Genomic DNA, 26389 nt, shown 5'->3' with positions numbered 1-26389 from the left:
GCCGGGCGAGGAGGCGGCAAACGGGCGGCGTCCGGGGCACCGGTGCCGACTCCTAGGATGGACGGCATGCCCGAAATTACCCGTGACGAGGTCGCGCACCTGGCGACCCTCGCCCGGATCGACCTCGACGACGCCGAGCTCGACCGGCTCGCGCCGCAGCTCTCGGTGATCCTCGAGTCGGTCGCCTCGATCAGCGAGGTCTCCGGCGCCGACGTGCCTCCGACCTCGCACCCGCTGCCGCTCACGAACGTGTTCCGCGACGACGTCGTGGAGCCCAGCCTCACCGCCGAGCAGGCGCTCTCGGGCGCCCCGGCGCAGGAGCAGCAGCGGTTCTCGGTGCCGCGGATCCTGGGGGACGAGCAGTGAGCGCCGAGCGCCGCACGGCCGCCGAGCTGGCCGACGCGCTCGCCGCGGGCGAGACCACCTCGGTCGAGCTGACCCGGGCCTCCCTCGACCGGATCGCCCAAGTCGACGGCGTGGTGCACGCCTTCCTCCACGTCGACGCCGAGAGCGCGCTCGCCCAGGCCGAGGCCTCCGACGCCCGCCGCGCCGCCGGCACCCCGGCCAGCACGCTCGACGGCGTGCCGATCGCAGTCAAGGACGTGCTCGCCACCGAGGGCCTGCCGACCACCTGCGGGTCGCGGATCCTCGAGGGCTGGGTGCCGCCGTACGACGCCACCGTGGTCGCCCGCGTCAAGGCGGCCGGCCTGCCGATCCTCGGCAAGACCAACATGGACGAGTTCGCGATGGGCTCCTCCACCGAGCACTCCGCCTACGGTCCCACCCACAACCCGTGGGACCTCGACCGGATCCCCGGCGGCTCCGGCGGCGGCTCGGCCGCGGCGGTCGCCGCCCACGAGGCGCCGCTCGCCCTCGGCACCGACACCGGCGGCTCCATCCGCCAGCCCGGCGCGGTCACCGGCACCGTCGGCATGAAGCCGACCTACGGCGGGGTCTCCCGCTACGGCCTGGTCGCGCTGGCCAACTCCCTCGACCAGGTGGGCCCGGTCACCCGCACGGTGCTCGACGCGGCGCTGCTGCACGAGGTGATCGGCGGCCACGACCGCAAGGACTCCACCTCCATCGACCAGCCGCTGCCCGCGCTGGTCGAGGCGGCCCGCCAGGGCGCCACCGGCGACCTCAGCGGCGTACGGATCGGCGTCATCACCGAGCTGGCCGGCGACGGCTGGCAGCCCGGCGTGATGACCCGCTTCCAGGAGTCGGTCGACCTGATGGTCAAGGCGGGTGCCGAGGTCGTGGAGGTGTCCTGCCCCCACTTCGTCCACGCGCTCGCGACGTACTACCTGATCCTGCCGGCGGAGGCGTCGAGCAACCTCGCGAAGTTCGACGCGATGCGCTACGGCCTGCGGGTGTGGCCCGAGGGCCGCCCCGACGCGAGCGCCGAGGAGGTGATGCGCGCGACCCGCGACGCCGGCTTCGGTGACGAGGTCAAGCGTCGGATCATCCTCGGCACCTACGCCCTCTCCAGCGGCTACTACGACGCCTACTACGGCCAGGCCCAGAAGGTGCGCACGCTGATCGCGCGCGACTTCGAGGCGGCGTTCGAGCGGGCCGACGTGCTGGTCTCGCCCACCGCGCCCACCACGGCGTTCCGGCTGGGGGAGAAGCTCGACGACCCGATCGCGATGTACCTCAACGACCTCGCCACCATCCCCGCCAACCTCGCCGGCGTGCCGGGCATCTCGGTGCCGAGCGGCCTCGCCGACGAGGACGGGCTGCCGGCCGGCGTGCAGGTGCTGGCGCCGGCGCTGGCCGACGACCGCTGCTACCGGGTGGGCGCGGCGCTGGAGGCCCTCCTGCTCGAGACGTGGGGCGGGCCGCTGCTCGACCGCGCCCCCGGTCTGAACGGAGCCCCCGCATGACCACGGCGACCGGCCCGACCCTGGTGCCCTTCGACGACGTGCTCGCGGCCTACGACCCCGCGCTGGGCCTCGAGGTCCACGTCGAGCTCAACACCGCGACCAAGATGTTCTGCGGCTGCCCGGCGGCGTTCGGCGGCGAGCCCAACACCCACGTCTGCCCGACCTGCCTGGGCCTGCCCGGTGCGATGCCGGTGGTCAACGGCAAGGCGGTGGAGTCGGCGATCCGGATCGGCCTCGCGCTCAACTGCGAGATCGCCGAGTGGTGCCGGTTCGCGCGGAAGAACTACTTCTACCCCGACATGCCGAAGAACTTCCAGACCTCCCAGTACGACGAGCCGATCTGCTTCGACGGCTGGCTCGACGTCGAGGTCGAGGGCGAGACCTTCCGGGTCGAGATCGAGCGCGCCCACATGGAGGAGGACACCGGCAAGTCGCTCCACGTGGGCGGCGCCACCGGCCGGATCCACGGCGCCGACCACTCGCTGGTCGACTACAACCGCGCCGGCATCCCGCTCATCGAGATCGTGACCCGCCCGATCGTCGGCGCGGGCGCCAAGGCCCCGGCCGTGGCCCGCGCCTACGTCAGCCAGCTGCGCGACCTGATCGTCGCGCTCGGGGTCTCCGAGGCGCGGATGGACCAGGGCAACCTGCGCGCCGACGTCAACCTCTCGCTCGCGCCGAAGGGCTCCGGGGTGCTCGGCACCCGCACCGAGACCAAGAACGTCAACTCGTTCCGCTCCGTGGAGCGCGCGGTCCGCTACGAGATGCAGCGCCACGCCGGGGTGCTGCAGGCGGGCGGCTCGATCCTCCAGGAGACCCGCCACTGGCACGAGGACACCGGGGTCACCACCAGCGGCCGCGAGAAGTCCGACGCCGAGGACTACCGCTACTTCCCCGAGCCCGACCTGGTGCCCGTCGCGCCGTCGCGGGAGTGGGTCGAGGAGCTGCGCGGCACCCTGCCCGAGAACCCCCTCGCCCGCCGGGCCCGCCTCCAGGCCGACTGGGGCTTCACCGACCTCGAGATGCGCGACGCGGTCGCCGCCGGCGTGCTCGGCCTGATCGAGGAGACCGTCGCCGCCGGCGCCGCCCCGCAGGCCGCTCGCAAGTGGTGGCTCTCCGAGCTCGGCCGCCGCGCCAACGACGCCGGGGTCGACGTCGCCGACCTCGGGGTGACCCCCACCCAGGTCGCCGCCGTGCAGGCCCTGGTCGACGCCGGCACCGTCAACGACAAGCTGGCCCGTCAGGTCTTCGACGGCCTGCTCGCCGGTGAGGGCACCCCCGAGGAGATCGTCGCCGCCCGCGGGCTGGCCGTGGTCTCCGACGACGGCGCCCTCGGCGCCGCCGTCGACGCCGCCATCGCCGCCAACCCCGACGTCGCCGACAAGATCCGCGACGGCAAGGTGCAGGCCGCCGGCGCCCTGATCGGCGCGGTGATGAAGGAGATGAAGGGCCAGGCCGACGCCGCCCGGGTGCGCGAGCTGGTGCTGGAGAAGCTCACCTAGCCACCGCTGGTTGAGGAAGGACGAAGTCCTTCACTCGTTGCCCGGTGAGCCGAGAGCCCTCCCGTCCTCTCCGGAGGGCGTTCGGGTGCGCGGGTTTCGAGGCTCGCTTCGCTCGCACCTCAACCAGCGCGCGGTGGTCGAGGTGCGAAGGCCGCTAGGCCTGAGCCTCGAGACCCAGTGAGACGTACACCCTCCCGTTCCCACCGGAGGGCGTTCGGGTGCGCGGGTTTCGAGGCTCGCTTCGCTCGCACCTCAACCAGCGCGCGGTGGTCGAGGTGCGAAGGCCGCTAGGCCTGAGCCTCGAGACCCGGTGAGCCGAATGCCCTCCCGTTCCCACCGGAGGGCGTTCGGGTGGCGGGTCGGCGCGGCTCGGCGTGGCGCCGAGGTGCGAAGACCGCTAGGCCTGAGCCTCGAGACTCGGTGAGCCGAATGCCCTCCCGTCCCGACCGGAGGGCGTTCGGGTGCGCGGGTCGGCGCGGCTCGGCGTGGCGCTGGTCGAGGTGCGAAGGCCGCTAGGCCTGAGCCTCGAGACCCCGTGAGACGTACACCCTTCCGTTCCCACCGGAGGGCGTTCGGCCGTCTGGGGTTTCGAGACAGTTGCTAGCGCAACTTCCTCAACCAGCGACCAACCGGAGGGCGTTCGGGGGCGCGGGTTTCGAGGCTCGCTCCGCTCGCACCTCAACCAGCGGCACGACCGCCGGAGGGCCCGATTCGGACGGGATGCCACGTCCGCGGCGGGGGCGGGGTAGCCTGCTGCCGCACGATCCATCCACGCCCGCGGCGGGGGAAGCCGGTCGAAGTCCGGCGCTGACCCGCAACCGTAGGCCGCCCTCCGGGGCGGCGAGCCGGAGCACCTTCCGCGCGGCGTCCTGACACACACGCTGTCGAGGAACCGGCAGGCACCGCGCCTGCCGAGCAGCGGAAGGGAACCCCTCATGACCCTGTCCACGTGGCGCCGCACCGGCGCGCTCACCGCCCTCTCCGGGCTGCTGGCCGGCGGGCTGGTGGCCGGCGTGGCCGCCCCCGCGCAGGCGGCCGACGAGACCCCGGCGATCACCGGCGCGGCCTGGCTGGCCGACCAGCCGACCAACGGGCTGCTCACGTACGAGGGCTGGTTCGGCCCGGACTACGGCCTGTCGATCGACGCGTTGCTGGCACTCAACGCCGTCGGCACCGAGCAGGACACGGTGGACGACATCGCCGCCGCGATCGGTGCGAACGTCGAGGCGTACACCGACTACAGCTACACGATGCCGGTCGACCCGGACGGCCCCGAGGGGCCCGAGGGGCCCGTCGATCACGTCCACTCCGGCCGCAGCGCCCAGGGCACCGCGAAGGCGCTCGTCAGCCTCCAGGCCGCGGGCGTCGACGTCACCGAGATCGACCCCGACGGCGCCGGTGACGACGAAAAGGGGCCTGCCGGAGATGTCAACGATGGCGACATCAACTTGATCACCCGGCTCGAGGCGCTGACCCGCGACGACACCGGCCGCATCGTCGACGACGCGCAGGTCGACGGCGTCTTCGCCCCCAGCGAGAACTACGCCGCCACCATCGGCCAGTCCTTCGCCGCCCGGGCGCTCGGCGCCGCCAACAGCCCCGAGGCGACCAAGGCGATCACCTACCTGCTCGCCCAGCAGTGCGCCGCCGGGTTCTTCCGCGCCCAGCCCACCTCGCCCGACCCCGACTCCGGCGCGACGGAGACGTGCGCGGCCGCGTCGAGCCCCACGGGCGACGTCGACGCCAGCGCGCTCGCCCTGCTGGCGCTCGCCGACCTGCTCGACAAGGACGACCAGCCGGTCGTCGTGCCGCTGTACACGCAGATCGCCACCGCCGGCGACAAGGCCGCCGCCTGGCTGAAGACCCAGCAGGCCGCCGCCGGGTCCTTCGTCTCCGACTCCGGTCCCAACGCCAACAGCACCGGTCTCGCCGGCTGGGCGCTCGGTGCCTGGGGCGCGGTGCGTGCCACCACCGCCCACGACGCCGCCGCCGGTCGCGCCGCGGTCTGGCTGCGCCGCCACCAGCTGGTCAACGCCGGCCCGTGCACGACGTTCGCCGCCGCCGACCGGGGTGCGATCGCGCTCGACGACCTCGACCTCGCTGACGCCAAGAACGGCCCGATCGCAGCGGCCGACCTGGGCCGCTACCTGCGCGCGTCCGCCCAGGCGATCCCCGCGCTGAACTACTCGCCCGAGCCCACCCAGGCCAACGGCGTCACCCTCCCGGCGTTCGCCCGCACCGGCACCAAGACCGTGGTCGCCACCGCCCGCGGCGCCGCTCCCGGCGACTCGATCTGCCTGGTCAACGGCGCCAGCACGAACCTGGTCGCCGGCTCGGCGAGCGGCTCGGCGTCGTTCGGCGTGGCGCTGCCGGCCGCCGGCGTGCGCACCGTGCAGGCCTACGACAGCACCGGCCTGCTCGGCTCGGCGAAGGTGACCGTGCTGGGCCGCAAGGTGCTGACGCTCAAGTTCGCCAAGAAGGTGCGCAAGGGCAAGAAGCAGACCGTCAAGGTCCGTGGCCTGGCCGCCGGCGAGAGCGTCGTGGTGAAGGTCAACGGCAAGCGCGTGAAGGCCGGCCGGGCCAACGCCTCGGGCGTCTTCACCGCGACGTTCAAGCAGACGAAGGTCGGCAAGAAGCGGCTGCTGGTCACCGGCCAGTACGCCGACCTCCGGTTCGCCAAGAAGACCTTCAAGGTCGTCCGCTGACGATGACGGTCCTGCGACGACTCCTCTCCGCGGTCGTCACGACCGCGGCCGTGGCCGTCCTCCCCGTGGCGCTCGCCGCCCCGGCGGAGGCGGCCGCCTGCCCGAGCGGTCCCGGGGTCACCGTCGTGGTCGAGCCCGGCTCGCTCGGCGGCGGCACCCGGGTGGCGTGCGACGGCGCCGGGGCGGGCCGGGCGGCCACCGTGTTCGGCCGGGTCGGCGTCTCGATGACCCGACCGCAGCAGTTCCCGGGCATGGTCTGCCGGGTCGACGGCGTGCCGGCCGACGAGCCGTGCGTGCAGGCCCCGCCCGGCGACCGCTACTGGGGGCTGTGGTGGTCCGACGGCCGCAACGGCTCGTGGGTCTACTCCTCGCGCGGCGTCGACACGCTGAACGTGCCGGCCGGCGGTGCGGTCGCCTGGGTCTGGGACGACCGGTCCGGCAGCGTGGCGCCGTCGACGCCGGCGCCGCGCCAGGCGGCCTCGACGCCCACGCCGAGCGGCTCCTCGGGAAGCGGCAGCAGCTCGGGCGACGGCGGCTCGGTTGGCTCGAACGGCGGTGGGGCCGGCGACGGCCGCGGCGGCTCGGGCGCGACCCCGTCGTCCGGCTCCTCGTCGACGCCCACGTCGGCGCCGACCACGGCCGCGACGCCCACCGGGGTGCCGACGCCGAGCTACGCCGGCAGCGGCGCGCCGTCGCCGGGGTCGTCGGCCTCGACGGAGGGCGCCACCGCCGGCCAGCCGACGACGGGCACGACCGAGCCGGCCACCACCGACGACCCGGTCACCACGACCTCCGGCAGCGCCACCGAACCTGACGGGGCGGTGCCGGGCTGGGTGACCCCGGCCGTGCTGCTCCTGCTCGCCGGTACGGCGGTCGGGGTGGCGCTCACACGTCGCCGGGGCAGCCGGAGCCCGTGAGCGGCACCGCCCGGCTGCCGCGCGACCTGCACCCCGTGGCCTGGTGGCTGTGGGCGATCGGGCTCGCCGCGGCGGCCTCGGCCACCACCAACCCCCTGGTGCACCTGACCCTGGTCGGGGTCGCCACGGTGGTGGTGCTGGCCCGCCGCAACGACCAGCCGTGGGGCCGGACGTTCCGGCTCTACCTGTGGCTGGGTCTGGCGATCGTGGTGCTGCGGGTGCTGTGGCGGCTGGTCTTCGGCGGCACCTACCCCGGCCTGGTGCTGCTGGAGCTGCCGACGATCCCGCTCCCCGACTGGGTGCAGGGCATCACGATCCTCGGCCCGGTGACCCGCGAGGCGCTGCTGGCTGGGCTCTACGACGGGCTGCGGCTGGCCACAATCGTGATCTGCGTGGGCGCGGCCAACTCGCTGGCCAACCCCAAGCGGCTGCTCCGCTCGGTGCCGCCGGCGCTGCACGAGGTCGGCACCGCGCTGGTGGTGGCGGTGACCGTGGTGCCCCAGCTCGCCGACAGCGTGCGGCGGGTGCGGGCCGCGCAGACGCTGCGCGCGGGGGACACCCGGCGGGTGGGGCGGCTGCGCCGGTTCGTCGTACCCGTGCTCGAGGACGCGCTGGAGCGTTCGCTGCTGCTGGCCGCCGGCATGGACACCCGCGGCTACGGCCGCGCCGCCGGGGCCAGCCGCGGTCAGCGGCGCGTCACCACCGCGCTGATGCTCACCGGGCTGGTCGGCATCTGCGTCGGCGTCTACGCCGTCCTCGACCGCACCGCGCCCCGGCTGCTCGCCGCGCCGATGCTGGCAGTGGGGGTCGCGGCCGCGGTGGGCGGACTGGTGAGCGCCGGGCGCCGGGTGCGTACCACCCGCTACCGGCCCGACCCGTGGCGCAGCCCCGAGCTGGCCGTGGTCGCGTGTGGCCTGGCCTCCGGGGTGTTGGCCTGGTGGGTGGAGCGGCACCAGGTGCCGATTGCCTACCCCGACCTCTCCTCGTTCCCCCAGGTCAGCCTGGTCGCGCTGGTCGCGGCCCTGGCCGGGGTCGGCGCGGCGCTGCTCGCGCCCCGGCCGCGGCTGGTGGGCCGATGATCGAGCTGCGCGACGTCCGGTTCTCCTACGGCGAGGAGCCGGTGCTGGCCGGCGTCGACCTGACGGTCGAGGAGGGCGAGCTGGTGCTGGTCTCCGGCCCCACCGGCAGCGGCAAGTCGACGTTGCTGGGGGTGCTGACCGGCCTGGTGCCGCGGTTCACCGGCGGCGAGCTCTCCGGCGACCTGCGGGTCGACGGCGCCAGCCTGCTCCGCGTCGCGCCCCGCGACCGTGCCGACACCATCGGCTACGTCGGGCAGGACCCGCTCGCCGGCTTCGTCACCGACACGGTCGAGGAGGAGCTGGCCTACGGCATGGAGCAGCTCGGGCTGCCGCCGGAGACCATGCGCCGCCGGGTCGAGGAGACCCTCGACCTGCTCGGCATCGCCGAGCTGCGCGCCCGCGACCTGCGCACCCTCTCCGGCGGGCAGCAGCAGCGGGTGGCGATCGGCTCGGTGCTGACCATGCACCCGCGGGTGCTGGTGCTCGACGAGCCGACGTCGGCCCTCGACCCCACCGCCGCCGAGGACGTGCTCGCCACCCTGACCCGGCTCGTGCACGACGTCGGGGTCTCGGTGGTGCTGGCCGAGCACCGGCTCGAGCGGGTGGTGCCGTTCGCCGACCGGATGTGGCTGCTCAACGGCGACGGCACGGTGATCGCCGGGTCGCCGGCCGAGGTGCTGGCCACCTCGCCGGTGGCCCCGCCGATCGTCGAGCTCGGCCGGCTGGCCGGCTGGTCGCCGCTGCCGCTGTCGGTGCGCGACGCCCGCCGTTCGGCCCGATCGCTCGACCTGGCGCCGCCCGCCGCCGCTCCTGCTCCGGCGCCGTCCGCGCCCGCGCTGGTGGCCACCGGGCTGACCGTGGTGCGCGGGTCGACGGTCGCCGTGAGCGACGTGTCGCTCACCCTGGCCGCCGGCCGGGTCACCGCGCTGATGGGGCGCAACGGCGCCGGCAAGTCCTCGCTGCTGTGGGCGCTCCAGGGCGGCGTACGCCGCCGCGCGGGGCGGGTCTCGGTGGGCGGCGACGACCCCGCCGACGCCGCCCGCGACCGGCGCCGCGAGCTGGTGGGGCTGCTGCCGCAGACCGCCGCCGACCTGCTCTACCTCGAGACCGTCGACGAGGAGTGCGCCGCCGGCGGGGCCGGCACCCGCGACCTGCTCGACCGCCTCGCACCCGGCATCCCCGGCGACCGCCACCCCCGCGACCTCTCCGAGGGCCAGCGGCTGGCGCTCGCGCTCGCCCTGGTGCTGGCCGCCGAGCCGCCGGTGGTGCTGCTCGACGAACCCACTCGCGGGCTCGACTACTCCGCCAAGCGGGTGCTCGCCGACCACCTGCGCGACCTCGCCGAGCGCGGCCGCGCGGTGCTGGTCTCGACCCACGACGTGGAGTTCGTCGCCCAGGTCGCCGACGAGGTCGTGGTGCTGGCCGAGGGCGAGGTCGTCTCGTCGGGGCCGACCCGGCGGGTGGTGGCGGAGTCGCCGGCGTTCGCCCCCCAGGTGATGAAGGTGCTGGGGCCGGACTGGCTGCGGGTCGAGGAGGTGGCGGCCGCGCTCGCCACGCCTGGCCCGTCCGTGCCGCCCGGGGCGGGGGAGTCGTGAGCCCGCGCACCGCCGTACCCGTCTCGCGCCGGTCGGCACTGGTGCTCGCCGTCGCCTCCCTCGGCGGGCTGATGATGCTGGTCTGGCCGCTGCTGCTGCGCGTCGAGGGCACCGAGCGGGTCGACCCGCCGTTCCTCTTCCTGGCGCTGCTGCCGGTGGTGATCGCGGTGATGCTCGCCGAGCTCAGCGAGGGCGGCATGGACACCCGGGTGCTCGCCGTGCTCGGCGTGCTGAGCGCGATCATCGCGCTGCTGCGCGGCCTGTCGGCCGGCACCGCCGGCGTGGAGCTGGTGTTCTTCCTGCTGATCCTGGCCGGGCGGGTGTTCGGCCCGGGCTTCGGGTTCGTGCTCGGCTGCACCTCCCTGTTCGCCTCGGCGCTGATGACCGCCGGCGTCGGGCCGTGGCTGCCGTTCCAGATGCTCGTCTCGGCGTGGGTCGGCATGGGCGCCGGACTGCTCCCGCGCCGGGTGACCGGCCGCCGCGAGATCGCGATGCTGGCCGTCTACGGCGTGGTCGCGGCGTACGCGTTCGGCCTCCTGATGAACCTCTCCGGCTGGCCGTTCATGCTCGGCGTGCAGGTGCCGGGCCACGAGGGGTCGCTCGCGTTCGTGCCCGGGGCGCCGTTGTGGGAGAACCTGCGCGCCTTCGGTCTCTACACCCTGCTGACCTCCACCGGCAGCTGGGACACCGGCCGCGCGATCACCAACGCCGTCGCGGTCGTGGTGCTCGGCCCCTCGGTGCTCACCACCCTGCGCCGGGCCGCCCGCCGGGCCGTCGTACACGGTCCGGCCTGAGGCTGGGGTGCGTCGGCTGGGTGCCGGTCACGACGGTGGCGGCGGTCTGGTCAGCGGTCGAAGGTGCACGCCCGCTCAGCGGCATGGCCGGGCGGTTCGCCCCGACAGCGACACGAGCGGGCTCGCACGCTATGCCTATGCGCGGTAGGGGCGGTCGTTTGAGGCGTCCAGCCATATAGCGGTGAGATCCTTTGCCACGACAGACAAGCGTCCTCCATGGAAGGCTACGTCGTGCTGGCAGCCGAGTTCGTGGGGGAGCACTTCGTCCAACTGAACCGATGGAGGCGGCGAGTTCACGGGCTGTCGAATCTCGAAGTCGAAACTCACTACTCCGATGTAGCGAACCTCGAGCCCCTGCTGGTGCTTCCATTCGTTTGGGCCTAGGCGCAACACGAACTCGGGCTGCACATCGAGCCCAACAAGCGACAGGTCCTTGACGCAACGAGGGCTTGAGAGGTCATAGTGCTGCGGGTCGCTGGCCCAGGTCCGTGCACCCGAGGGCAACTGCTCGGCGATACCGAGCAAGGCCTCCACGTACCGACTTGCGTCGTACCAGTAGCCATCCGGGTCAGACCTGACCTCCACGTACTGCATTGCGCAACTGTGCCATCGCCGCTCGGGGTCCGCCTGCTCATCGGCATGAGCGTGCGGTTCTCGACATCACGGTCAGCCCGAGTCTTTAGGCCCTAGTCACGACCGTGGCGGCGGTCTGGTCACGGGCCGGAGGTGCACGCCCGCTCAGCGGCAGATCCGGGCCTCGCGGTCGCGGGGCATACTCGGCCCGTGGAGTACGAAGACGCGTTTCCAGACCTCGCTGGGGTTCTCTTGGAGGAGTCTTGGGTGCTTGAAGTAGCCCCGACCGACGCGGGTCTGTCGCTGCACCTCGACGCAGTGTTGCTCCAAGGGCACCCCCTCCACCTCATCCCCGAAACGGGCGATCAACACTGTTATCGAGACGCTTGGTTGACCATCGCCGGTATCGACGAGGTGCGCCTGTCTGGAGCCCCTCCAGCCACCGATGCGACGGGAACACCGGACCTACGGCACGTCGACCTCTTCCAGTTCGACGCAGAGCGCGCGACGTGGGTGCTCTCGGGCGACTGGGGGACGGCCGAAGCCACCGAACCGAGCGTGACCATCGACTTCGCCTAGCGCGACAGCCCGTCATCGGCAGGACCGAGCGGCCGAGGCATGAGCGGATCCCCGGTCACGCCCTTGGCTGCCTCGGCACGCACCCAAGTGTCGAATCGCTCTGCGTTCTCACGGTGCGTCGCGTGGTCGAGTGCGTACCTGAGTCGCGATTCCAGTGCGTCCGAGGGTCCAGCATCCATGAGTAGCAGAGCCTCAGCACAGGCGTAGAAGACTTCGCGATTGGACCGCTGTTGCATTCTGCCCAGATCCCCGTCTTGCAGGCGCCTCAACATCACCTCGCGAGAGAACATGCTCTCCAGCACGGGCCAGCCAGCCGCGTTCAGTTGAGTGACCATGTCTGCGACCGCCAGGCGAGCTGAACCGTCGTCTGTTACGTCCCACCATCCGTCGGTGCTTTCTGGAGTTCCTTGTGGGTGGAGCCGTTCCCTGTACAACCCCAGTGACTCCGAAACGGTTCTTGGCATCCCTGCTCCGAGGTGGTGCGTCCTCCACCTCAACCATGGCTCTGGTGCAAAGGCAAGGTTCACGACGCATCGAAGGTCAGCGCTGCTGAAGGACGAGGATTGCACGTTGACAATGGCCCAGTCACCAGCGGCAGAAGCCTTCCGCCACGTCGGCGCCGAACCCTTGTAGCCCTTGAGGCGAGCAATGGGTCCAAGGTGATCGCGAAGGGTGGCCTTCAGGGCTTCTTGGGCGGACACTCGCCGATGATGGCACGCCTCTGCTGTCAATCAACTGTCATCGACAGGACCGAGCGAATCGCGGCATGAGCGGGCGTTTGCCGGCTCTGCCACAGGTAGCGTCGGATCGTGATCATCTGGCTCAACGGCACCCACGGCGTAGGCAAGACGACGACGAGCGCCCTTGTGCAGCAGTTGATCCCAGACTCACGAGTGTTCGATGCTGAGAAGGTCGGCGAGACGCTCATGGACATCACGCCGGGGTTGCCCAGTACGGACAACTTCCAGCACTGGCCACCTTGGCGGCCCCTCGTCGTCGAGACCGCGCGTCGCATTCTCGACTACACCGGTGGCACATTGGTCATGCCAATGACTGTCCTTGTCGAGCAGTACTGGCGCGAGATCAGCGCGGGTCTTGCCGAGTACGCGATCCCGCTCCGGCACTTCGTTCTTCATGCCGACCAGGACACCCTCCGCAGGCGAATCGCTGGTGACGTCGTCCTCGGCTCCGACTCTCCATTCAGGCTTCAGTACCTGGAGCCATACGCCAAGGCGGCTAGCACTTGGTTGCATGATGAGGCCGAAGTCGTCGACACCACCCACCTAGCACCCGGCCAGGCTGCCCAACAGATCGCGGATGCCCTCAAGCATTGAAGGCCCGGGCACGGCTACTCGCCTCGGTGGCGCACCATCATCGGCACGAACGAGCTAGTCGCGGCACGGTCGGGCGGAACGGGTGACTAGTCCCATCCCCTGGAGATTCGAAGACCGAAGTCCGGGGAGTCGAACCAGCCGCTGTCGGCGTCGTAGTCCACATGTCCGCCTTCTTGCCCGTCCTGCGCCAATGTCAGGCAGTGGCGTGCGAGTGACCACAGGCCAGCCACGTTGGCGACGATGTGCAGCGTGGGCTGTGAGTCCCCCTCGACGTGAAGAGCACACCTTGTGTCGTCGTCCCAGTTCGACACTGCCGACGCGTCGGGTGGGAACTCGAAGATTCGGACGACGATTTCGCGCTCACCCAGGGCACTGGTCGGTACGGGCTCCATGACCCGGATGATGCCACCCGTCCGCTCATCGGCATGACCGGACGGCGCGTCAGCCTGAACTGGTGGCGGCCAGCCACCAATCGAGGCTGCTATCAGCGGCCTTCAATTCGCCAAGTCGCGCAACGGCATGCCGCACCACCTCGTCAGGCAGCCGGACGCCGTGGTCGCTGACGTAGTGAGCCAACCCCTCTGGCCACTGATACACACCGTCGGTGTACTCCAAGGATCCGTTGTCCTGCCCGCACAGACGGCACGGTGAGTTGCCCATATACGCAACGACCACCGTTCCGGAGCAGAAGTACGACCAGACGGCGTGCCGCTCGGCATCGTCCCAAGAGTCATCAACGCACGCCCGTGGGTCGGGCAACTCAGGGTGCTGCTCGTTGCGCGAGTAGCCAATGAGACGTCGGTGATCCATGTCAGCAGTCTTGTGCATCGCCTGCTGAGCATCCGCTCCTCGGCATGACCGGAACGCGGCAAGAGCGTGCGGCACCGCTGCCCCGAAGCGCTACCCGGACGCGATCGGCCGGCCAGCACTCCTTGGAGCGCAGGGCACGGCGGGAGTCACCACGAGCGCGCGGCGGTCACGGCGCTCTGACCAAGGTCTGTCACGGGCGTAGCCGCAGCACCGCGTCCGCAAACGCTTCCGGCGCCTCCTGCGGCAGCGCGTGGCCGGCGTCAACGAGTGCGTAGTCAACGAGAGCCGGAAAGTGATGCGCGTGCTCCTCCACCGACTGCGGGAGGGTCACCGTGTCGTGCCGCCCGTCGACTACCACCGTCGGGACCGTGATCGGGGGGAGCTCGGCGATCCGCCGCTCAGTCTCCGCGTACGCCGGGTCGCCGGCCGCCAGACCGTACCGGTGTCGGTAGGAGTGGAGCACAACCTCGACGAAGTCGGGGTTGCTGAATGCGGGCCGGGTCGCCTCGAACTCGGAGTCGCTGAAGGTCCAGGTGGGCGACCACTCCTCCCACAGCAGTCGGGCCAGCTCCGCGCGGTGCTCGCGCAGACCCGCCTCGCCGCGTTCCCCGTGCAGGTAGTACTGGTACCAGTGCCTGCGCTCGAGGTCCGGAGGGTCGGGGTGCCGTGCCGCGGCGATGTCCTGGAGCAGGTAGCCGTTGCCGCTCACCAGCCCCCCGACCCGCTCTGGCCACAGTGCCGCGACGACGCACGCCGCGCGCCCGCCCCAGTCATAGCCGGCAATGACCGGCGCCTCGAGACCCAGAGCGGTGAGCAGGTCGAGCAGGTCGTGGGCGACCGCTGCCTGCTGCCCCGACCGCATCGTGCTCGCCTCGATGAATCGGGTGCCCCCGAACCCGCGCAGCCATGGCGTCACCACGAACGCGCCGGCCTCGGCCAGCCGCGCGGTGACCGCGTCGAAGCCGCGGGCGTCGTAGGGAAAGCCGTGCAGCAGCACCACGGGCCAGCCGTCGGGATTCCCCGTGCGTAGGAGACTGACGTCCAAGACACCGGCCCGCACCCTCGAGACGGCGGGCTTGTCGGTCACGTCGGGAGCATAGTCAGATCGACCGGTGTCAGCGACGCCAGACAGCTGCCCCCTAGCGCGACCCATGGCGCACGATCGTAGGTCCCGCTCATCGGCAGGACCGAGCGGGTCGTGGCATGGTCCGGCGCTTCGTCCCGAGAGCGGTATGACCGGGCGCATCGGCGGGCCTCGCTCGTAGGGTTCCGTTGTGGACGACGTGCTGACGATGGAGCTGAGCGACGACGAGCGCTCCCTGCTGCGCTGGGGCTTGCTGGAATGGGGTGGCCCGGCTTCGCCCACCGACGACCTCGCAAGGATCATGGGTTTCGAGTCCGCTGCCGACCTCTACCTCCAAGCGCGACGCTTGGCTGAGGCTGTAAGAACCGACCAGGGTCTGACACGACTCGACTGGACGCGTGCGCTGGTCGCCACCGAGTTCGTCTGGGCAAGCGACGTCTTCGGCTCTGGGCTCGACGCCGTCCTCACATCGGGCTTCTCGGACACGGAGGGCGTCGTCATCCTGCGCTCCATCCAGCGCAAGTTGAGTCAGGCGCAGGCGAGGGTGTCGGGCCGCTCGCTGGTCTGAGATCGCCGCCCGGCTCACGGCTTGGGCGTGCGGTTGCGTACGGAGGCGTTCCGGGTGAGGGCGGCGATCGTGCACGAGCTCGCGAGTGAACCGGCAGGGTCCTTGGACCCTGGCGGCCTCCGTCAGTGCGCATCTTCATGCGCCACTGCTGCCCCTAGGTGCAGGTTAGTGTCAGGTCCGTGGAGATGAACCAGAGCGTTCGCGAGCGTGGCTTCGACATCGGGCTCGGAGTGCTCTGGGCTCTGATCAGTGTCTACTGGCTGACCCGTGGGGACGATCGACCACTCGGGGTCGCTTTCTTGATGCTGACGATCGCGACTCTCGTGCTAGTGGTCTTGCCTGAGGACAGGAGCGTCCAATGGCCAGCCAGAGCCTTCTTCATGGCCGCGATTCTGGCCACCTTGGTGTGGACTTTGCTCAGCCGCCGTTGAGCTCCGGCGGAGCAACAGGTGTGAATGACTGCGCCCTGCATGGGCTGCCCGGTATTGGCAACGCGAACCGTGAGCCGCGGTGACGACGCGGCACGGTGAGGCACTTTGCCGCCCGGCAGGAGCAGTGCTCAAGGGACGCGACGTCTGACCGTTCCGCCCCGCACGCTCAGCGGCATGAAAGTGCGTTCGCTGTGATACTCGGCAGCATGGCTCCCCAGGGCGTTCATGCCGAGGTCAAGCAAGTGCTGTTCCACTGGTGGGACCGTGCTGAGCCAGCCACCGAAGCGACGCACTTCGGTGTGACGGTCCAGGCATGAGCGTGCGGTTGTGTCGGAGAGCAGGGTGGGCGACTAGTGCCTGGGCCTAGTCACGACCGTGCAGGCCGACCGGTCAGCATCGAGTGCTCACCGGCAAGGGTGCAGTCACCGTGTCGGGCGGACCTGAACGGCGCGATAGTCAAAACCGTCCTGCCCGGGCGCCTCCCAATCGAGGTCGACCCGTTGGCCAGCAACCAGACGCTTGTACCCGTGCATCTCGATGTGGCTGTAGTGCACCCAGCAGCCGCCGGGCACCTCTGGAGCATCGAGAACGCCCCAGCCCTCCGACTCGTCCCACTGACGCACGACCGCCTCGACCACGCTCACATGTTAGGCCTGCATCGACGCTCGCTCGCGGAATGAGGAATGCGCCGGGCTGGGTTGCCGTGGATGGTGTGAACGCTCACTCCCACCAGCGTCTGCCGTGAAGGTCGGGGCATCGCCGGTCGTCAAGTTCAGGCTCTTACGTATCTGTCGCGGCGTAGGTGTGGCACGGAGTGGCGATCCCATGTCCGCTCATCGGCGGGTCAGGCCCTGTCAAGGCATGGGGGGTCGACCTTGTGTCAGGTCGCTGAGGACCTCCTGACGGGAGACTTCTGCCTCGGGTCGGTGTCTGTTCGCCGAGGACGGTGCAGTGAAGCGGCCCAGGGCGAAGGATTGGAGCACCACGCTCGCCAGCAACAGGAGCAGGGTCACCTGGTACGCGGCGTCCCGGCGAAGGCCGTGCGCCTGGATGAGCCCATCCACGTCGCCACGCCACTGCCACGTGTCGGTGAGGAAGTAGGCGGCGAAGGCGATCGAGGACCCCAGAGCCGCAGCGGTTGCGGACAAGGCCGATTCGCCGAGTCGCCAGCCGGCGACCTAGGCCAGCAAGCCGCATGCCGCCGTGGCGAGCCACACCTGCTCCGCCGCGGAGAAGGCATCGGGCAACCATCGCTCTCGGCAATCGCCCGGGTAGTCGCAGTGCTCGCTGAGTCCGCCGATCCAGTCGACCTGGATCCACAGCTGGGCCACGACACCGGCAAGGGTGAGCAGACCAGCTACCCAGCGGGCACCTCGCACGGGGATCTCCTTCCAGACGGGGCATCGAGTGCACCGCGTCCACTGGCAGCCGGAAGGGCCACCGCCGCGAGTTCCCCGATCTGGGGGAGCCGCCCCACTGACGATCAACCGCGTCGCAAACCCCGTCTCGTGGGCCGTTGTCTGCATCAGCGAGGCGGTCGGGTCAGGACCTTGACCGGCTCCAGGAGGACTCGCTCGATCGCCTGGCTGGCCCATCCACGCCGGAGTCTGCGAGGGCGGCCGGACTACGGCGATGGTGTGCGCTTATGTCCACTCGGCAGGGGCTGGCCCTACGGTGGGTGCAGCGGGCGGTCGCGGGTGCCATCGCCATGGGGGTCTGGAGGAAGCATGCGGTCAGCGGTTCTTGCCATCATCGTGCCGGCAGCGGTAGCCCTCGCCGGGTGTGCGGACGACCGGGCTGGCGGTGAGCGACCCTCGAAGCAGCCGACGGGGGCCTGCCGCCACGACACGGAGACTCTGCTGCCGGCGATGCAGGCGGCGGTGCCCAGCGACGCCACGTTCCGGGCTTCACTCAGGCTCAGGGGTGGTGAGGAGAAGCTGGTCATGGACGGAGTGATTGCGTACACGCCTGACGGTGCCGAGATGGACATGACCGTCCAGGGTCCTGAGGGGGACTTTGCGGCCATCCTCGTGGACGAACGCATCTTCATCTCCGATTCCGCCAAGGGCGGTCCGTACCAGGAGATCGACGCCTCGGCTCCGGGTGTGGCCCAGCTGCACAGCCAGATCAAGAGCATGGACGTCGTGTCCTCGTTCGCCGCCTGGGAGGCGGGCCTCGAGCAGGTCGAGCTCGTCGGCGAGGAGGAGATCGACGGCGAACAGGTCTGCCTGTACTGGGCTACGGTCAACACGGCCGACGCCGCCGAGGCGGAGGGCGAGCAGCTCGCCGATGGTGCGCCGGAGACAGTCATCTACAAGGTGTACCTGGACGCGGAGGACCTCATGCGTCGGGTGACCTTCGGTATCGGCGGGGCCGAGGGCATAGTCAACGCCACCCACTGGAACGAACCGGTGGACATCAGGGTCCCGAAGGGGCACTGAGCACCCAGGGTCGTCGATCGCTCAGGCGCTCTGCTCGCCCAACCGCGGGAACGGCTCGAGGGAGAAGATGACCTCGACCGGCACCTCGAAGTACGCCGCGATGCTGAGTGCCAGGTGGAGGCTAGGGCTGAACTCGCCACGCTCGAGGTAGCCGATCGTCTGGTAGTGCACGCCGACGCCGTCGGCGAGGTCGCGGCGCGAGATGCCGCGCTCCGCGCGCAGCATCGCGATACGTTGGTGGACGTACTCGTTGCGGGGCGCCACTCAGCCCCACCCCTGCATCGCCTTGGCCTTGCGGCTCTCGACGGCCGACCCCGACTCCTTGCGCGCCATCGCACGCAGCACCCGGGGTGCGACCAGCAGGCCGAGCGCGGCGTACGCGCCCAGCACGCCGAACGTCGTGAGCGTGTGGAACTGGCCGCCCAGCTCGGCGGCGGCAGCGGCGTCGGGCAGCAGGGCGTCGCGCATGCCCGCGCCGAGCCAGTAGACCGGGAACGCCTGGGCGACCGGGTGGAGCCAGTCGGGCATCCCGGTGATGGGGTAGAAGATCCCCGAGATCGCGATGAGCGCGATCATCGGCAGGAACGTCAGCCCGAACCCGGCGCCGGCGGACTTCACCGAGGCGCCGACCACGGCTCCCCAGGGCATCGTGGCGAGCATGCCGAGCAGGAACACCGCGAGCAGCATCAGCCAGCCGCTGAGCGGTACGTCGGTGAGTCCGGGCAGCAGGAACAGGCCGGCGACGAGGAAGATCACCAGGCCCAGCGCGGTGTTGAGGACGGCGAGGGTCACGCGGGCCACGAGGTAGGCGAGCATCCCGTGGGGGGTCGACTTCGCCCGGAGCAGCGTGCCGTCCTCCCGCTCGACGGCCAGCATCTGCGCGGTGCCCATCCAGCCGCCCATGACGACGTTCATGCCGATGAGTCCGGGGAGCGTCGCGACGGCGAGGGAGAAGCCGGTGCCCGCGAGGTCGGAGTTGCGCTGGAGCACGAGCACCCCGACGAAGATGCCGTTCATCACGACGATCCAGATCTGGTCGGCCCGGTTGGTCAGGCTGTGCATCATCTCGATGCCGCCGCGGCGTACGCCGAGCCGCACGGCGTGCGTGACGGCGCTCGACGGACGGGTGGTCGTGGTGTCGCTCATCGCACGGCCTCCAGGGTCCGAGCCTCGGTCGAGGGGTCGGACTCGAAGCGCTGCACGAGGGTCATGTAGCTGTCCTCCAGGGTCCTGCGGCGGACCTCGAGGTCGCCGATGGCGTCGCCGTGCTGCTCGAAGAGCTCGCGCACGAAGCGGGTGGCGTCGGCGGCGGCGTGCACGTAGTACTCGCCGTCCCGGCTCCAGCGCACCTCGGTGCGCCCCTCGACCTCGCGCGACAGCTCCGCCGCGCTCCCGTCGGCGACGATGCGCCCGCCGGCGAGGATCAGGATGCGGTCGGCGAGCTTCTCGGCCTCGTCGAGGTCGTGGGTGGTGAGCAGGATCGTGGTGCCCTCCAGGTCGGCGAGGCGGTGCACCACGTCGTGGAAGTCGCGCCGCGCCTGCGGGTCGAAGCCGGTGGTGGGCTCGTCGAGGAAGAGCAGGTCGGGACGGCCCACGATGCCGATCGCGACGTCGAGCCGCCGCCGCTGGCCGCCGGAGAGCGCCCCGGCCTTCTGGTCGGCGTGCTCGGTGAGGCCGACGGTCGCGAGCAGCTCGTCGACGTCCATCGGGCGCGGGCGCGAGGGCGTGGAGAACGGCGCGTAGTAGGCCCCGAGGTGCGTCAGCAGCTGGCGCACCCGCCACCGCCCGTGGTCGCGCCACGACTGCTGCACGATGCCGAGCCGGGCGCGCCACGTCTCGTCGGCGTCGGCCGGGTCGACGCCGAGCACGGTGACGTCGCCGTCGGACCGGTGGCGGAAGCCCTCGAGGATCTCGATCGTCGTGCTCTTGCCGGCGCCGTTGGGCCCGAGCAGCGCCAGCACCTCGCCGGGGCGAGCGGTGAACGAGACGCCGTCGAGCACCACGTGGTCGCCGTAGCTCATCCGCAGGTCGTTCACGGCGATCACGGGGCTCGGCCCGGAGGGGCTGGAGTCGTGGGGGACAGGCATGGAACAGAATGTAGCACTTATGCTACATCTGGGGAGCGGGTGGAAGCCCCGGTCGACTGGTGAGACCGGTCGGCCCTGCCGACTAGGCGGATCCGCCGCCGGAGCCGATCCCGCCGTCGCCCTGGGCGTTCCGCCGGCTCGCCTCGGGGCCGCCGCGGCGCGCGTTGGCGATGACCAACAGCACGATGAGGACGATCAGGGCTACCAGGATGTAGACCAACGGGACCACCACTTCCGTGCGAGCCGGACCGCCACCATGACACGGACGGGGCGCCGTGACCACGGGCTCGCCGGGCCCGGTCCGCTCAGTCGGCGCCGTCGTCGGGGCCGGACGCCCGGGTGCTGCCGAGCGTCCGGCCAGGGAGGTCCCCGGCCACGCGGAAGACCGGCCAACCGATCTCGGTCCGCCACGCGGCGCTGTCGTCGGTGTCGCGCGGGCCGACGAGGTAGCGCTCCCGCACCGGGCCCGCCACGGTGAGGGCGTTGTCTACGACCCAGGAGCCGAGCTGGCCGTAGGTCACGTCGACGCCGTCGTGCTCGCCCTCGTGGGTGGTGACGGCGAGCTCGACGGCCGGCAGCCGGACCGGGCGGACCCGTCCGCGGCTGGGTGGCTCGGGGGTGTGCCGGTAGAGCAGCAGGCGACCGCGGCCGTGCTCGAAGAGCCCGTTGTCGTACAGCCCCCCGGGTGGTCCGGTGCTGGCCTCCGGACCCAGGGCTGCGTCCAGCTCCGCCATCGCCCCGGCGAACCAGGCGACGACGTCGTCGGCGCTCACCTCGTCCTCGACCGCGGCGACCGTGACCGCGGGCTCGGCGCGCAGCTCGACCTGCAACGGCGCGGGCTCGGGCGCGAGCAACCTGCGCAGCGAGCTGACCGCCACGCGGGTGCGCGCCAATTCCGACTCCAGGCGCCCGAGGTGCTCGGCGACCAGCGCCGAGCGCTGCCCGGGGTCGGGACTGCGCAGGATGCGCTGGACGTCGGCGAGCGGGACGTCGAGCTCGCGCAGCCTGTTGATCACCTGCGCGGTCGGGATCTGGTCGCTGGAGTAGTAGCGGTAGCCGCTGGACGCATCCACCAGCTCCGGCTCGAGCAGCCCCACCTCGTGGTAGCGCCGCAGCGTGCGGATGCTGAGGTGGGTCAACCGCGAGAACTCACCGATCGCCAACATGGTCGAAGTCTGGACCCTCCCCCTGGGGGAGACTCCAGTCCTTGACTCTCGCACGGCCCGAGTGTCCAGGCTCGAGTGCATGGACACCAACACCCACACCGAGCAGCTGCCCACCACGATCCGCGCCTTCCTGGTCGCCCAGGAGGCTCGCGACGCCGACACCGCCCTGAGCCTGCTGACGCCCGCGGCCGTGATCACCGACATCGGAGAGTCCTTCAGCGGCGAGGACTCCCTCAGGAGCTTCGTCACCGAGGCCGGGGCCGAGTTCACCTACACCACCGAGCTCACCGGCGTACGTCGCGACGGCGACACGTGGGTGGTCGGCCACCACCTCGAGGGCGACTTCCCCGGCGGGACCGCCGACCTGGACTACCGGTTCGTGCTCGACGGCGACCGGATCGCGCGACTCGACATCGTCGCGGGCTGACCGGCCCCGTCCGGAGGAGAGACATGACGAGCGAAGGCCCCGAGGCGTCGCCGACCGGGCTCGACGCACCGCCACCGCCGTTCGACCCCGAGCTCGCCCCGGTGGTCGAGGTGCTGGCGAGCCTGCGAGCCCCCGACGCGTACCGGCCCGACAACATCGCCGAGATGCGCCAGCCGGTGCCCGGCGTGGAGCCGCCGACCGACGCGGTGCTGTCGCGTGACGGCACCTACCGCGTGGAGGAGCGCGCCGTCCCCGGGCCGGAGGGAGCGCCCGACATCTCGCTCCTGATCTGCCTGCCGAACGACGCACCCGCACCCACGGCAGCGATCTACCACGTGCACGGCGGGGGGATGATCGTCGGTGACAACCGGTTCGGCCTGGTCGAGATGCTGGCCCTGGCCGCGCCGCTGGGACTGGCGGTGGTGTCGGTCGAGTACCGGCTCGCACCCGAGACGCCGCACCCCGGTCCGGTCGAGGACTGCTACGCCGGCCTGGTGTGGACGGCCACCCACGCCGGCGAGCTCGACATCGACCCGGACCGGGTCGTCGTCGCAGGGACGAGCGCCGGCGGTGGCCTCGCGGCGGCCGTGACCCTGTTGGCGCGGGACCGCGGCGGCCCCTCGGTCTTCGCCCAGCTGCTGCTGTGCCCAATGCTCGACGACCGCAACGACTCTCCCTCCAGCCACCAGATGCGGGGCCTCGGCATCTGGGACAGGTCGTCCAACGAGACGGGGTGGAACGCCCTCCTCGGTGCCGACGTCCGCGGCGGCCCGGACGTCGCGCCGTACGCCGCGCCGGCGCGCGCCACCGACCTGACCGGGCTCCCGCCGACCTTCATCGACGTCGGCTCGGCGGAGACCTTCCGTGACGAGGACGTCGCCTACGCGTGCCGCATCTGGCAGGCGGGCGGACGCGCCGAGCTGCACGTCTGGCCCGGCGGGTTCCACGGCTTCGACGTCGTGGTCCCCGGCGCCGCGATCTCGCAGGACGCGATCGCAGCACGCGCGGCCTGGCTGCGCAGGCAGCTCAGCAGCTGAGCGACGGGCCCCGGCGCGCACCGGCGCCGGTCGCCCCACCGACGACCCGCAGCACCGACACCACACACGACGAGGAGAAGACATGGCACACGAGGATCGCGACCGCCTCGACGGTCGCAGGGCGCTGGTCACCGGCGGTTCGAAGGGCTCCGGCAGGGCCGTCGTCGACAGGCTCCGGACCATGGGCGCCGATGTCTGGGCGACCGCCCGGACCATGCCGGAGGGCTACGACCGCCCCGACCGCTTCATCGAGGCGGACACCGCCACGGCCCGAGGCGCGGCGACCGTGGCCGACCGCATCGCGGAGCACGGCGCGCTGGACATCCTGGTCCACGTGGTCGGCGGGTCCTCCACGCCGCCCGGCGGGTTCGCCGTCATCACCGAGGAGCAGTGGCTGGTCGAGCTGAACCTGAACTTCCTCGGGGCGGTGCGACTCGATCGAGCACTCCTCCCGGCCATGCTCGAGTCGGGGTCGGGGGTCGTCCTGCACTTCGGGTCGATCCAGCGCGACATGCCGCTCCACGAGGCGTCGCTGCCCTACGCCTCGGCGAAGGCCGCGCTGCGCACGTACAGCAAGGGCCTCGCGAACGAGCTGGCACCGCGCGGCGTGCGGGTGAACACGATCAGCCCGGGCGGGATCCAGACGGAGGCCTACGAACGCTTCGTGGACTCCATCGCCGACGGCAACGGCACCACCCGCGAGGAGGCGGAGCAGAGCGTCCTCGACTCCCTCGGCGGGGTCCCGCTGGGCAGGTTCGCCCGCACCGAGGAGATCGCGGACCTGGTCGGCTTCCTGGTCTCGGACCGCGCCTCGGCCATCGTCGGGGCCGAGTACGTGATCGACGGCGGGACCGTGCCGACCGTCTGAGCCGAGGGGGTCGACGCCACGTGGGTGGCGCCCGCGACCAACCGGTCGCCGGGCGCCGCTCACGGTCGTCAGGGGCGGACCAGCAGGATTCGGTCGTCGTCGTCGGCCGGGTTGCCACGGCCGTCCTGGTTGCTGGTGGTGACCCACAGGTCGCCGTCGGGGGTGGTGACGACGGTGCGCATCCGGCCGTACTCGCCGACGAAGAAGCCCTCGGGCTCTCCGGCGCGGTCGCCCTCGACCGGGATCCGCCACAGCCGCGAGCCGCGCAGGGCCGCCATCCAGAGCGCCCCGTCGGCGAAGGCGAGGCCGGAGGGGGAGGCCTCGGCGGTGTCCCAGGTGGCCTGCGGGTCGGTGAAGCCGCGGCCCTGGCCGCCCGTGCCCTCGACCTCGGGCCAGCCGTAGTTGCGGCCGCGGTCGATCCGGTTGAGCTCGTCGAAGGTGTTCTGCCCGAACTCCGAGGCCCACAGCTGCTGGTCGGCGAAGGCCAGGCCCTGCACGTTGCGGTGGCCGTAGGAGAACACCGGCGTGCCGAACGGGTTGCTCGGCGCAGGGTCGCCGTTGGTGGTGATCCGCAGGATCTTGCCGGCGAGGTCGTCGCGATCCTGGGCGCGCTCGCCCTCGCCGATCTCGCCGGTGGAGGCGTAGAGGTAGCCGTCGGGGCCGAACGCCAGCCGGCCGCCGTCGTGGATCTGCCCCACCGGGATGCCGGTGAGCAGCGCGCTGGTGGGGCCGAGCTCGCCGTCCTCGAGCCGGGCTCGGACGATCCGGTTGTCGCTGGCCGTGGAGACGTAGAAGTAGACGAACCGGTTCTCGCGGAACGCCGGGTCGATCGCCACGCCCATCAGGCCGCCCTCACCCTGGGGTGCGGCCTCGCCGACCTGCCCCACCTCGACGACCTTGCGGGTCTTGCCGTCGATCCGCAGCACCCGGGCGGAGTCGCGCTCGGTGACGATCGCGTCGCCGTTGGGGAAGAACGCGATGCCCCACGGCACCGCCAGCTCGCGGGCGACCACCTCCACCACCTCGGGCGGACCGTCGCTGCCGGGCTCGGCGCTGCCCGACGTCGTCGGGCTGCTCGTGCCGGTGGCGCTGGGCGACGACGCGGTGCCGGAGGGCGCGACCGACGGCTCCACCTCGACCACGGTCTCGTTGCCGCCGCCGCTGCACGCGGCGAGGCCGCCCGCGAGGGCCAGCGCCACGCAGGCGGACGCGACCGGGAGGAGCCGGCGGTGCACGTCAGCCCACCCGGTCGAGGAACCGGAGCAGCAGGTCGTGCACGACGTCCGGCTGCTCCATGGCGATGAAGTGGGAGCCGCGCAGCTCGACGTACGTCGCGCCGTCGATCCGGGCGGCTGCCGAGGCCATGTCGCGCGCCCCGGCCAGCAGGTCGTAGGTGCCGGCCACGAACGCCACCGGCACCCGGATGCCGCTGAGCGAGACCCGGGCGTGCTCGGAGGTGGTGAGCGCGAGGTGCATGTACCACTCGACGGGGGTGGCCAGGAACTCCCGGATCGCGGTCGCGGTGTTGTCGAGGTCGGGCACCGGCAGCATGAAGCCCGAGTGGCTGACCACCGCAGCCGCCTTCCGCCCGACCGGGAGCCGCCGGGCGATCGGGGTGAGGCCGCGACCGGCGTACTTGAGGGTCCGCGCGAAGTTCACCGTGAGCAGCCGGGCCACCGGGCGCGGCACCCGCAGCGGCGCCAGCATGGTGGCGAACGTGTCGCCCGGCACGCCCGCGACCGCGAACAGCCCGGTCACCCGCTCGGGGTGGCGGAAGGCCAGCTCGAACGCCGTGTTGACGCCCATCGACCAGCCGGCCAGCACCGCCCTGTCGATGCCGAACGCGTCCATGACCGAGAGCCCGTCCTCGACGAACTCCTCGATGTGGACCCGGCTGGGGTCGGCGGGACGGTCGGACCCCCCGGTGCCGCGGTGGTACCAGGACACGACGCGGACGCCGCAGTCGGGCTCGAGCAGCGCCGGCCAGGTCCAGGCGCTGGTGCCGAGTCCGTTGCAGAGCACGACGGTGGGCCCGTCGATGACGCCCTCGGCGTCGTTGGTCCAGGCCCGCAACCTGGTTCCGTCGTCGGAGAGGACGTCGCAGTAGGCCAGCGTCGGCGTGGGGCCGGTCTTCGCGGCAGTCGGCATGCGGGCCATTGTGCCCGAGGGGCCGTGACCCCGGGTCAGGCGTGAGCGGCGCGGGCGGCGTCGGGTGCCGCGCCTCGCGCCGCCAGGTAGGCCTCCACGTCCTCCCGCTCGGCCCGCCGCCGCGCGAGCGCCGTGCACGCCACCATCGCGTTGCGCCGCGCCCCGAGCTGGGACTCGACCGGCCAGGACCTGATCCGGGTGAGCAGACGGACGACCATGGGAGCTCCGGGCGGTCGGGGGAGGCGGTGCCCGAGACGCTACGGCGCGGGCGTGGCGTCGGGGTCACCGTCGTGTGTCGGGTAGGTGAACTCGGCCCGGTGGTCGAGCAGCGAGCGCCAGCGAGCGTCGGGGGGGGCCCCCC

30 protein-coding genes and 1 riboswitch are annotated in these 26389 nt (G+C 71.8%); of the genes, 16 read left to right on the top strand and 14 right to left on the bottom strand.

What is annotated here, in order from left to right:
* Positions 1-66 precede the first annotated feature (66 nt).
* The 8 genes from gatC (at position 67) to JT721_RS18735 (ending at position 10475) form a co-directional block, all read left to right on the top strand.
* Positions 67-366, top strand: coding sequence for an Asp-tRNA(Asn)/Glu-tRNA(Gln) amidotransferase subunit GatC (gatC, locus tag JT721_RS18770; protein WP_205474863.1), 300 nt, complete (start codon positions 67-69; stop codon positions 364-366).
* On the top strand, positions 363-1883 hold the full coding sequence (gatA, locus tag JT721_RS18765) for an Asp-tRNA(Asn)/Glu-tRNA(Gln) amidotransferase subunit GatA (RefSeq protein WP_205474861.1): 1521 nt from the start codon (positions 363-365) through the stop codon (positions 1881-1883). The genes gatC and gatA overlap by 4 nt, the downstream gene beginning before the upstream one ends.
* Positions 1880-3385, top strand: coding sequence for an Asp-tRNA(Asn)/Glu-tRNA(Gln) amidotransferase subunit GatB (gatB, locus tag JT721_RS18760; RefSeq protein ID WP_205474859.1), 1506 nt, complete (start codon positions 1880-1882; stop codon positions 3383-3385). Before gatA ends, gatB begins: the two co-directional genes overlap by 4 nt.
* 784 nt (positions 3386-4169) lie before the next feature.
* Positions 4170-4240: riboswitch (cobalamin riboswitch) on the top strand.
* Positions 4241-4320: 80 nt separating this feature from the next.
* On the top strand, positions 4321-6090 hold the full coding sequence (locus JT721_RS18755; RefSeq protein ID WP_205474857.1) for a hypothetical protein: 1770 nt from the start codon (positions 4321-4323) through the stop codon (positions 6088-6090).
* Between the two features lie 2 nt (positions 6091-6092).
* Positions 6093-7007 carry a hypothetical protein gene (locus tag JT721_RS18750; RefSeq protein WP_205474855.1) on the top strand — a complete coding sequence of 305 codons (915 nt, stop codon included), beginning with the start codon at positions 6093-6095 and terminating at the stop codon, positions 7005-7007.
* Positions 7004-8086, top strand: coding sequence for an energy-coupling factor transporter transmembrane component T (locus tag JT721_RS18745; RefSeq protein ID WP_205474853.1), 1083 nt, complete (start codon positions 7004-7006; stop codon positions 8084-8086). The genes JT721_RS18750 and JT721_RS18745 overlap by 4 nt, the downstream gene beginning before the upstream one ends.
* Positions 8083-9681, top strand: a complete 1599-nt coding sequence (locus JT721_RS18740) for an ABC transporter ATP-binding protein (protein WP_205474851.1) — start codon at positions 8083-8085, stop codon at positions 9679-9681. The genes JT721_RS18745 and JT721_RS18740 overlap by 4 nt, the downstream gene beginning before the upstream one ends.
* Positions 9678-10475 carry an ECF transporter S component gene (locus JT721_RS18735; RefSeq protein ID WP_307828140.1) on the top strand — a complete coding sequence of 266 codons (798 nt, stop codon included), beginning with the start codon at positions 9678-9680 and terminating at the stop codon, positions 10473-10475. Before JT721_RS18740 ends, JT721_RS18735 begins: the two co-directional genes overlap by 4 nt.
* Positions 10476-10610: 135 nt before the next feature.
* Here JT721_RS18735 and JT721_RS18730 read toward each other — a convergent pair whose 3' ends face one another.
* A complete protein-coding gene (locus tag JT721_RS18730) occupies positions 10611-11069 on the bottom strand; it encodes a hypothetical protein (RefSeq protein ID WP_205474844.1) in 459 nt (152 codons plus the stop codon).
* 189 nt (positions 11070-11258) lie between these two features.
* On the opposite strand from JT721_RS18730, the gene JT721_RS18725 reads away from it, so the two are divergent.
* Complete coding sequence (locus JT721_RS18725; RefSeq protein WP_205474842.1) at positions 11259-11627, top strand: hypothetical protein; 369 nt, start codon at positions 11259-11261, stop codon at positions 11625-11627.
* On the opposite strand, the gene JT721_RS21935 is transcribed toward JT721_RS18725, so the two are convergent.
* Positions 11624-12328: a DUF4304 domain-containing protein gene (locus JT721_RS21935; protein WP_205474841.1), complete on the bottom strand. Its 705-nt coding sequence runs from the start codon at positions 12326-12328 to the stop codon at positions 11624-11626. The two genes, JT721_RS18725 and JT721_RS21935, sit on opposite strands and share 4 nt — an antisense overlap.
* A 108-nt stretch (positions 12329-12436) precedes the next feature.
* Here JT721_RS21935 and JT721_RS18715 point away from each other — a divergent pair, with 108 nt between their 5' ends.
* Complete coding sequence (locus tag JT721_RS18715) at positions 12437-12961, top strand: AAA family ATPase (RefSeq protein WP_205474839.1); 525 nt, start codon at positions 12437-12439, stop codon at positions 12959-12961.
* A gap of 86 nt (positions 12962-13047) precedes the next feature.
* Here the strand turns inward: JT721_RS18715 and JT721_RS18710 are convergent, their stop codons facing one another.
* The 3 genes from JT721_RS18710 to JT721_RS18700 form a co-directional block, all read right to left on the bottom strand.
* Positions 13048-13353, bottom strand: coding sequence for a hypothetical protein (locus JT721_RS18710; RefSeq protein ID WP_205474837.1), 306 nt, complete (start codon positions 13351-13353; stop codon positions 13048-13050).
* Between the two features lie 49 nt (positions 13354-13402).
* Entirely contained in the window at positions 13403-13771 is a 369-nt protein-coding gene (locus tag JT721_RS18705) for a hypothetical protein (RefSeq protein ID WP_205474835.1), read from the bottom strand.
* Positions 13772-13961: 190 nt separating this feature from the next.
* Positions 13962-14858 carry an alpha/beta fold hydrolase gene (locus JT721_RS18700; protein ID WP_205474833.1) on the bottom strand — a complete coding sequence of 299 codons (897 nt, stop codon included), beginning with the start codon at positions 14856-14858 and terminating at the stop codon, positions 13962-13964.
* A 187-nt stretch (positions 14859-15045) separates the two neighbouring features.
* Here JT721_RS18700 and JT721_RS18695 point away from each other — a divergent pair, with 187 nt between their 5' ends.
* Both JT721_RS18695 and JT721_RS18690 read left to right on the top strand, forming a co-directional pair.
* Entirely contained in the window at positions 15046-15423 is a 378-nt protein-coding gene (locus JT721_RS18695) for a hypothetical protein (protein ID WP_205474832.1), read from the top strand.
* Positions 15424-15602: 179 nt separating this feature from the next.
* Positions 15603-15854, top strand: coding sequence for a hypothetical protein (locus JT721_RS18690; RefSeq protein WP_205474829.1), 252 nt, complete (start codon positions 15603-15605; stop codon positions 15852-15854).
* A 422-nt stretch (positions 15855-16276) separates the two neighbouring features.
* Here JT721_RS18690 and JT721_RS18685 read toward each other — a convergent pair whose 3' ends face one another.
* Positions 16277-16492 (bottom strand): cold shock domain-containing protein, encoded by a 216-nt coding sequence (locus tag JT721_RS18685; protein WP_307828139.1) that lies wholly within the window; start codon positions 16490-16492, stop codon positions 16277-16279.
* 1089 nt (positions 16493-17581) lie between these two features.
* Here JT721_RS18685 and JT721_RS18680 point away from each other — a divergent pair.
* Positions 17582-18295: a hypothetical protein gene (locus JT721_RS18680; RefSeq protein ID WP_205474825.1), complete on the top strand. Its 714-nt coding sequence runs from the start codon at positions 17582-17584 to the stop codon at positions 18293-18295.
* Between the two features lie 21 nt (positions 18296-18316).
* Here JT721_RS18680 and JT721_RS18675 read toward each other — a convergent pair whose 3' ends face one another.
* The 5 genes from JT721_RS18675 to JT721_RS18655 all read right to left on the bottom strand — a co-directional run bounded on the left by JT721_RS18675 (position 18317) and on the right by JT721_RS18655 (position 21548).
* Entirely contained in the window at positions 18317-18559 is a 243-nt protein-coding gene (locus JT721_RS18675) for a helix-turn-helix transcriptional regulator (protein ID WP_205474823.1), read from the bottom strand.
* Entirely contained in the window at positions 18560-19441 is an 882-nt protein-coding gene (locus JT721_RS18670; protein ID WP_205474822.1) for an ABC transporter permease, read from the bottom strand.
* On the bottom strand, positions 19438-20382 hold the full coding sequence (locus JT721_RS18665) for an ABC transporter ATP-binding protein (RefSeq protein WP_205474820.1): 945 nt from the start codon (positions 20380-20382) through the stop codon (positions 19438-19440). The genes JT721_RS18670 and JT721_RS18665 overlap by 4 nt, the downstream gene beginning before the upstream one ends.
* An 82-nt stretch (positions 20383-20464) precedes the next feature.
* Positions 20465-20602: a hypothetical protein gene (locus JT721_RS18660; protein ID WP_205474817.1), complete on the bottom strand. Its 138-nt coding sequence runs from the start codon at positions 20600-20602 to the stop codon at positions 20465-20467.
* An 85-nt stretch (positions 20603-20687) separates the two neighbouring features.
* Positions 20688-21548 carry a MerR family transcriptional regulator gene (locus JT721_RS18655; protein ID WP_205474815.1) on the bottom strand — a complete coding sequence of 287 codons (861 nt, stop codon included), beginning with the start codon at positions 21546-21548 and terminating at the stop codon, positions 20688-20690.
* A 79-nt stretch (positions 21549-21627) separates the two neighbouring features.
* Here JT721_RS18655 and JT721_RS18650 point away from each other — a divergent pair, with 79 nt between their 5' ends.
* The 3 genes from JT721_RS18650 (at position 21628) to JT721_RS18640 (ending at position 23880) form a co-directional block, all read left to right on the top strand.
* Positions 21628-21975 (top strand): nuclear transport factor 2 family protein, encoded by a 348-nt coding sequence (locus JT721_RS18650; protein ID WP_205474814.1) that lies wholly within the window; start codon positions 21628-21630, stop codon positions 21973-21975.
* Positions 21976-21998: 23 nt separating this feature from the next.
* Positions 21999-23012, top strand: coding sequence for an alpha/beta hydrolase (locus tag JT721_RS18645; protein WP_205474811.1), 1014 nt, complete (start codon positions 21999-22001; stop codon positions 23010-23012).
* Positions 23013-23094: 82 nt separating this feature from the next.
* Entirely contained in the window at positions 23095-23880 is a 786-nt protein-coding gene (locus JT721_RS18640; protein ID WP_205474808.1) for an SDR family oxidoreductase, read from the top strand.
* 68 nt (positions 23881-23948) lie between these two features.
* Here the strand turns inward: JT721_RS18640 and JT721_RS18635 are convergent, their stop codons facing one another.
* Genes JT721_RS18635 through JT721_RS18625 form a run of 3 tightly spaced genes read right to left on the bottom strand, consistent with a single transcriptional unit; the run spans position 23949 to position 26246 of the window.
* Positions 23949-25115, bottom strand: a complete 1167-nt coding sequence (locus JT721_RS18635) for a PQQ-dependent sugar dehydrogenase (protein WP_307828138.1) — start codon at positions 25113-25115, stop codon at positions 23949-23951.
* 1 nt (position 25116) lies between these two features.
* Entirely contained in the window at positions 25117-26028 is a 912-nt protein-coding gene (locus JT721_RS18630) for an alpha/beta fold hydrolase (protein WP_240341078.1), read from the bottom strand.
* A 35-nt stretch (positions 26029-26063) separates the two neighbouring features.
* Positions 26064-26246, bottom strand: coding sequence for a hypothetical protein (locus JT721_RS18625; protein WP_205474804.1), 183 nt, complete (start codon positions 26244-26246; stop codon positions 26064-26066).
* Between the last annotated feature and the right edge of the window lie 143 nt (positions 26247-26389).

The sequence above is a fragment of the Nocardioides sp. SYSU D00038 genome, assembly GCF_016924665.1.
GTDB lineage: Bacteria > Actinomycetota > Actinomycetes > Propionibacteriales > Nocardioidaceae > Nocardioides.
Note: the sequence above shows the minus strand (reverse complement) of the source record. Positions and strands in the feature narration are given on the sequence as shown.

Coding starts and splice junctions, on each gene's coding strand:
- gatC (WP_205474863.1), top strand. CDS start 67: ATGCCCGAAATTACCCGTGACGAGGTCGCGCACCTGGCGACCCTCGCC.
- gatB (WP_205474859.1), top strand. CDS start 1,880: ATGACCACGGCGACCGGCCCGACCCTGGTGCCCTTCGACGACGTGCTC.
- JT721_RS18755 (WP_205474857.1), top strand. CDS start 4,321: ATGACCCTGTCCACGTGGCGCCGCACCGGCGCGCTCACCGCCCTCTCC.
- JT721_RS18750 (WP_205474855.1), top strand. CDS start 6,093: ATGACGGTCCTGCGACGACTCCTCTCCGCGGTCGTCACGACCGCGGCC.
- JT721_RS18740 (WP_205474851.1), top strand. CDS start 8,083: ATGATCGAGCTGCGCGACGTCCGGTTCTCCTACGGCGAGGAGCCGGTG.
- JT721_RS18730 (WP_205474844.1), bottom strand. CDS start 11,069: ATGCAGTACGTGGAGGTCAGGTCTGACCCGGATGGCTACTGGTACGAC.
- JT721_RS18710 (WP_205474837.1), bottom strand. CDS start 13,353: ATGGAGCCCGTACCGACCAGTGCCCTGGGTGAGCGCGAAATCGTCGTC.
- JT721_RS18705 (WP_205474835.1), bottom strand. CDS start 13,771: ATGGATCACCGACGTCTCATTGGCTACTCGCGCAACGAGCAGCACCCT.
- JT721_RS18680 (WP_205474825.1), top strand. CDS start 17,582: ATGCGGTCAGCGGTTCTTGCCATCATCGTGCCGGCAGCGGTAGCCCTC.
- JT721_RS18670 (WP_205474822.1), bottom strand. CDS start 19,441: ATGAGCGACACCACGACCACCCGTCCGTCGAGCGCCGTCACGCACGCC.
- JT721_RS18665 (WP_205474820.1), bottom strand. CDS start 20,382: ATGCCTGTCCCCCACGACTCCAGCCCCTCCGGGCCGAGCCCCGTGATC.
- JT721_RS18655 (WP_205474815.1), bottom strand. CDS start 21,548: ATGTTGGCGATCGGTGAGTTCTCGCGGTTGACCCACCTCAGCATCCGC.
- JT721_RS18650 (WP_205474814.1), top strand. CDS start 21,628: ATGGACACCAACACCCACACCGAGCAGCTGCCCACCACGATCCGCGCC.
- JT721_RS18645 (WP_205474811.1), top strand. CDS start 21,999: ATGACGAGCGAAGGCCCCGAGGCGTCGCCGACCGGGCTCGACGCACCG.
- JT721_RS18640 (WP_205474808.1), top strand. CDS start 23,095: ATGGCACACGAGGATCGCGACCGCCTCGACGGTCGCAGGGCGCTGGTC.
- JT721_RS18630 (WP_240341078.1), bottom strand. CDS start 26,028: ATGCCGACTGCCGCGAAGACCGGCCCCACGCCGACGCTGGCCTACTGC.
- JT721_RS18625 (WP_205474804.1), bottom strand. CDS start 26,246: ATGGTCGTCCGTCTGCTCACCCGGATCAGGTCCTGGCCGGTCGAGTCC.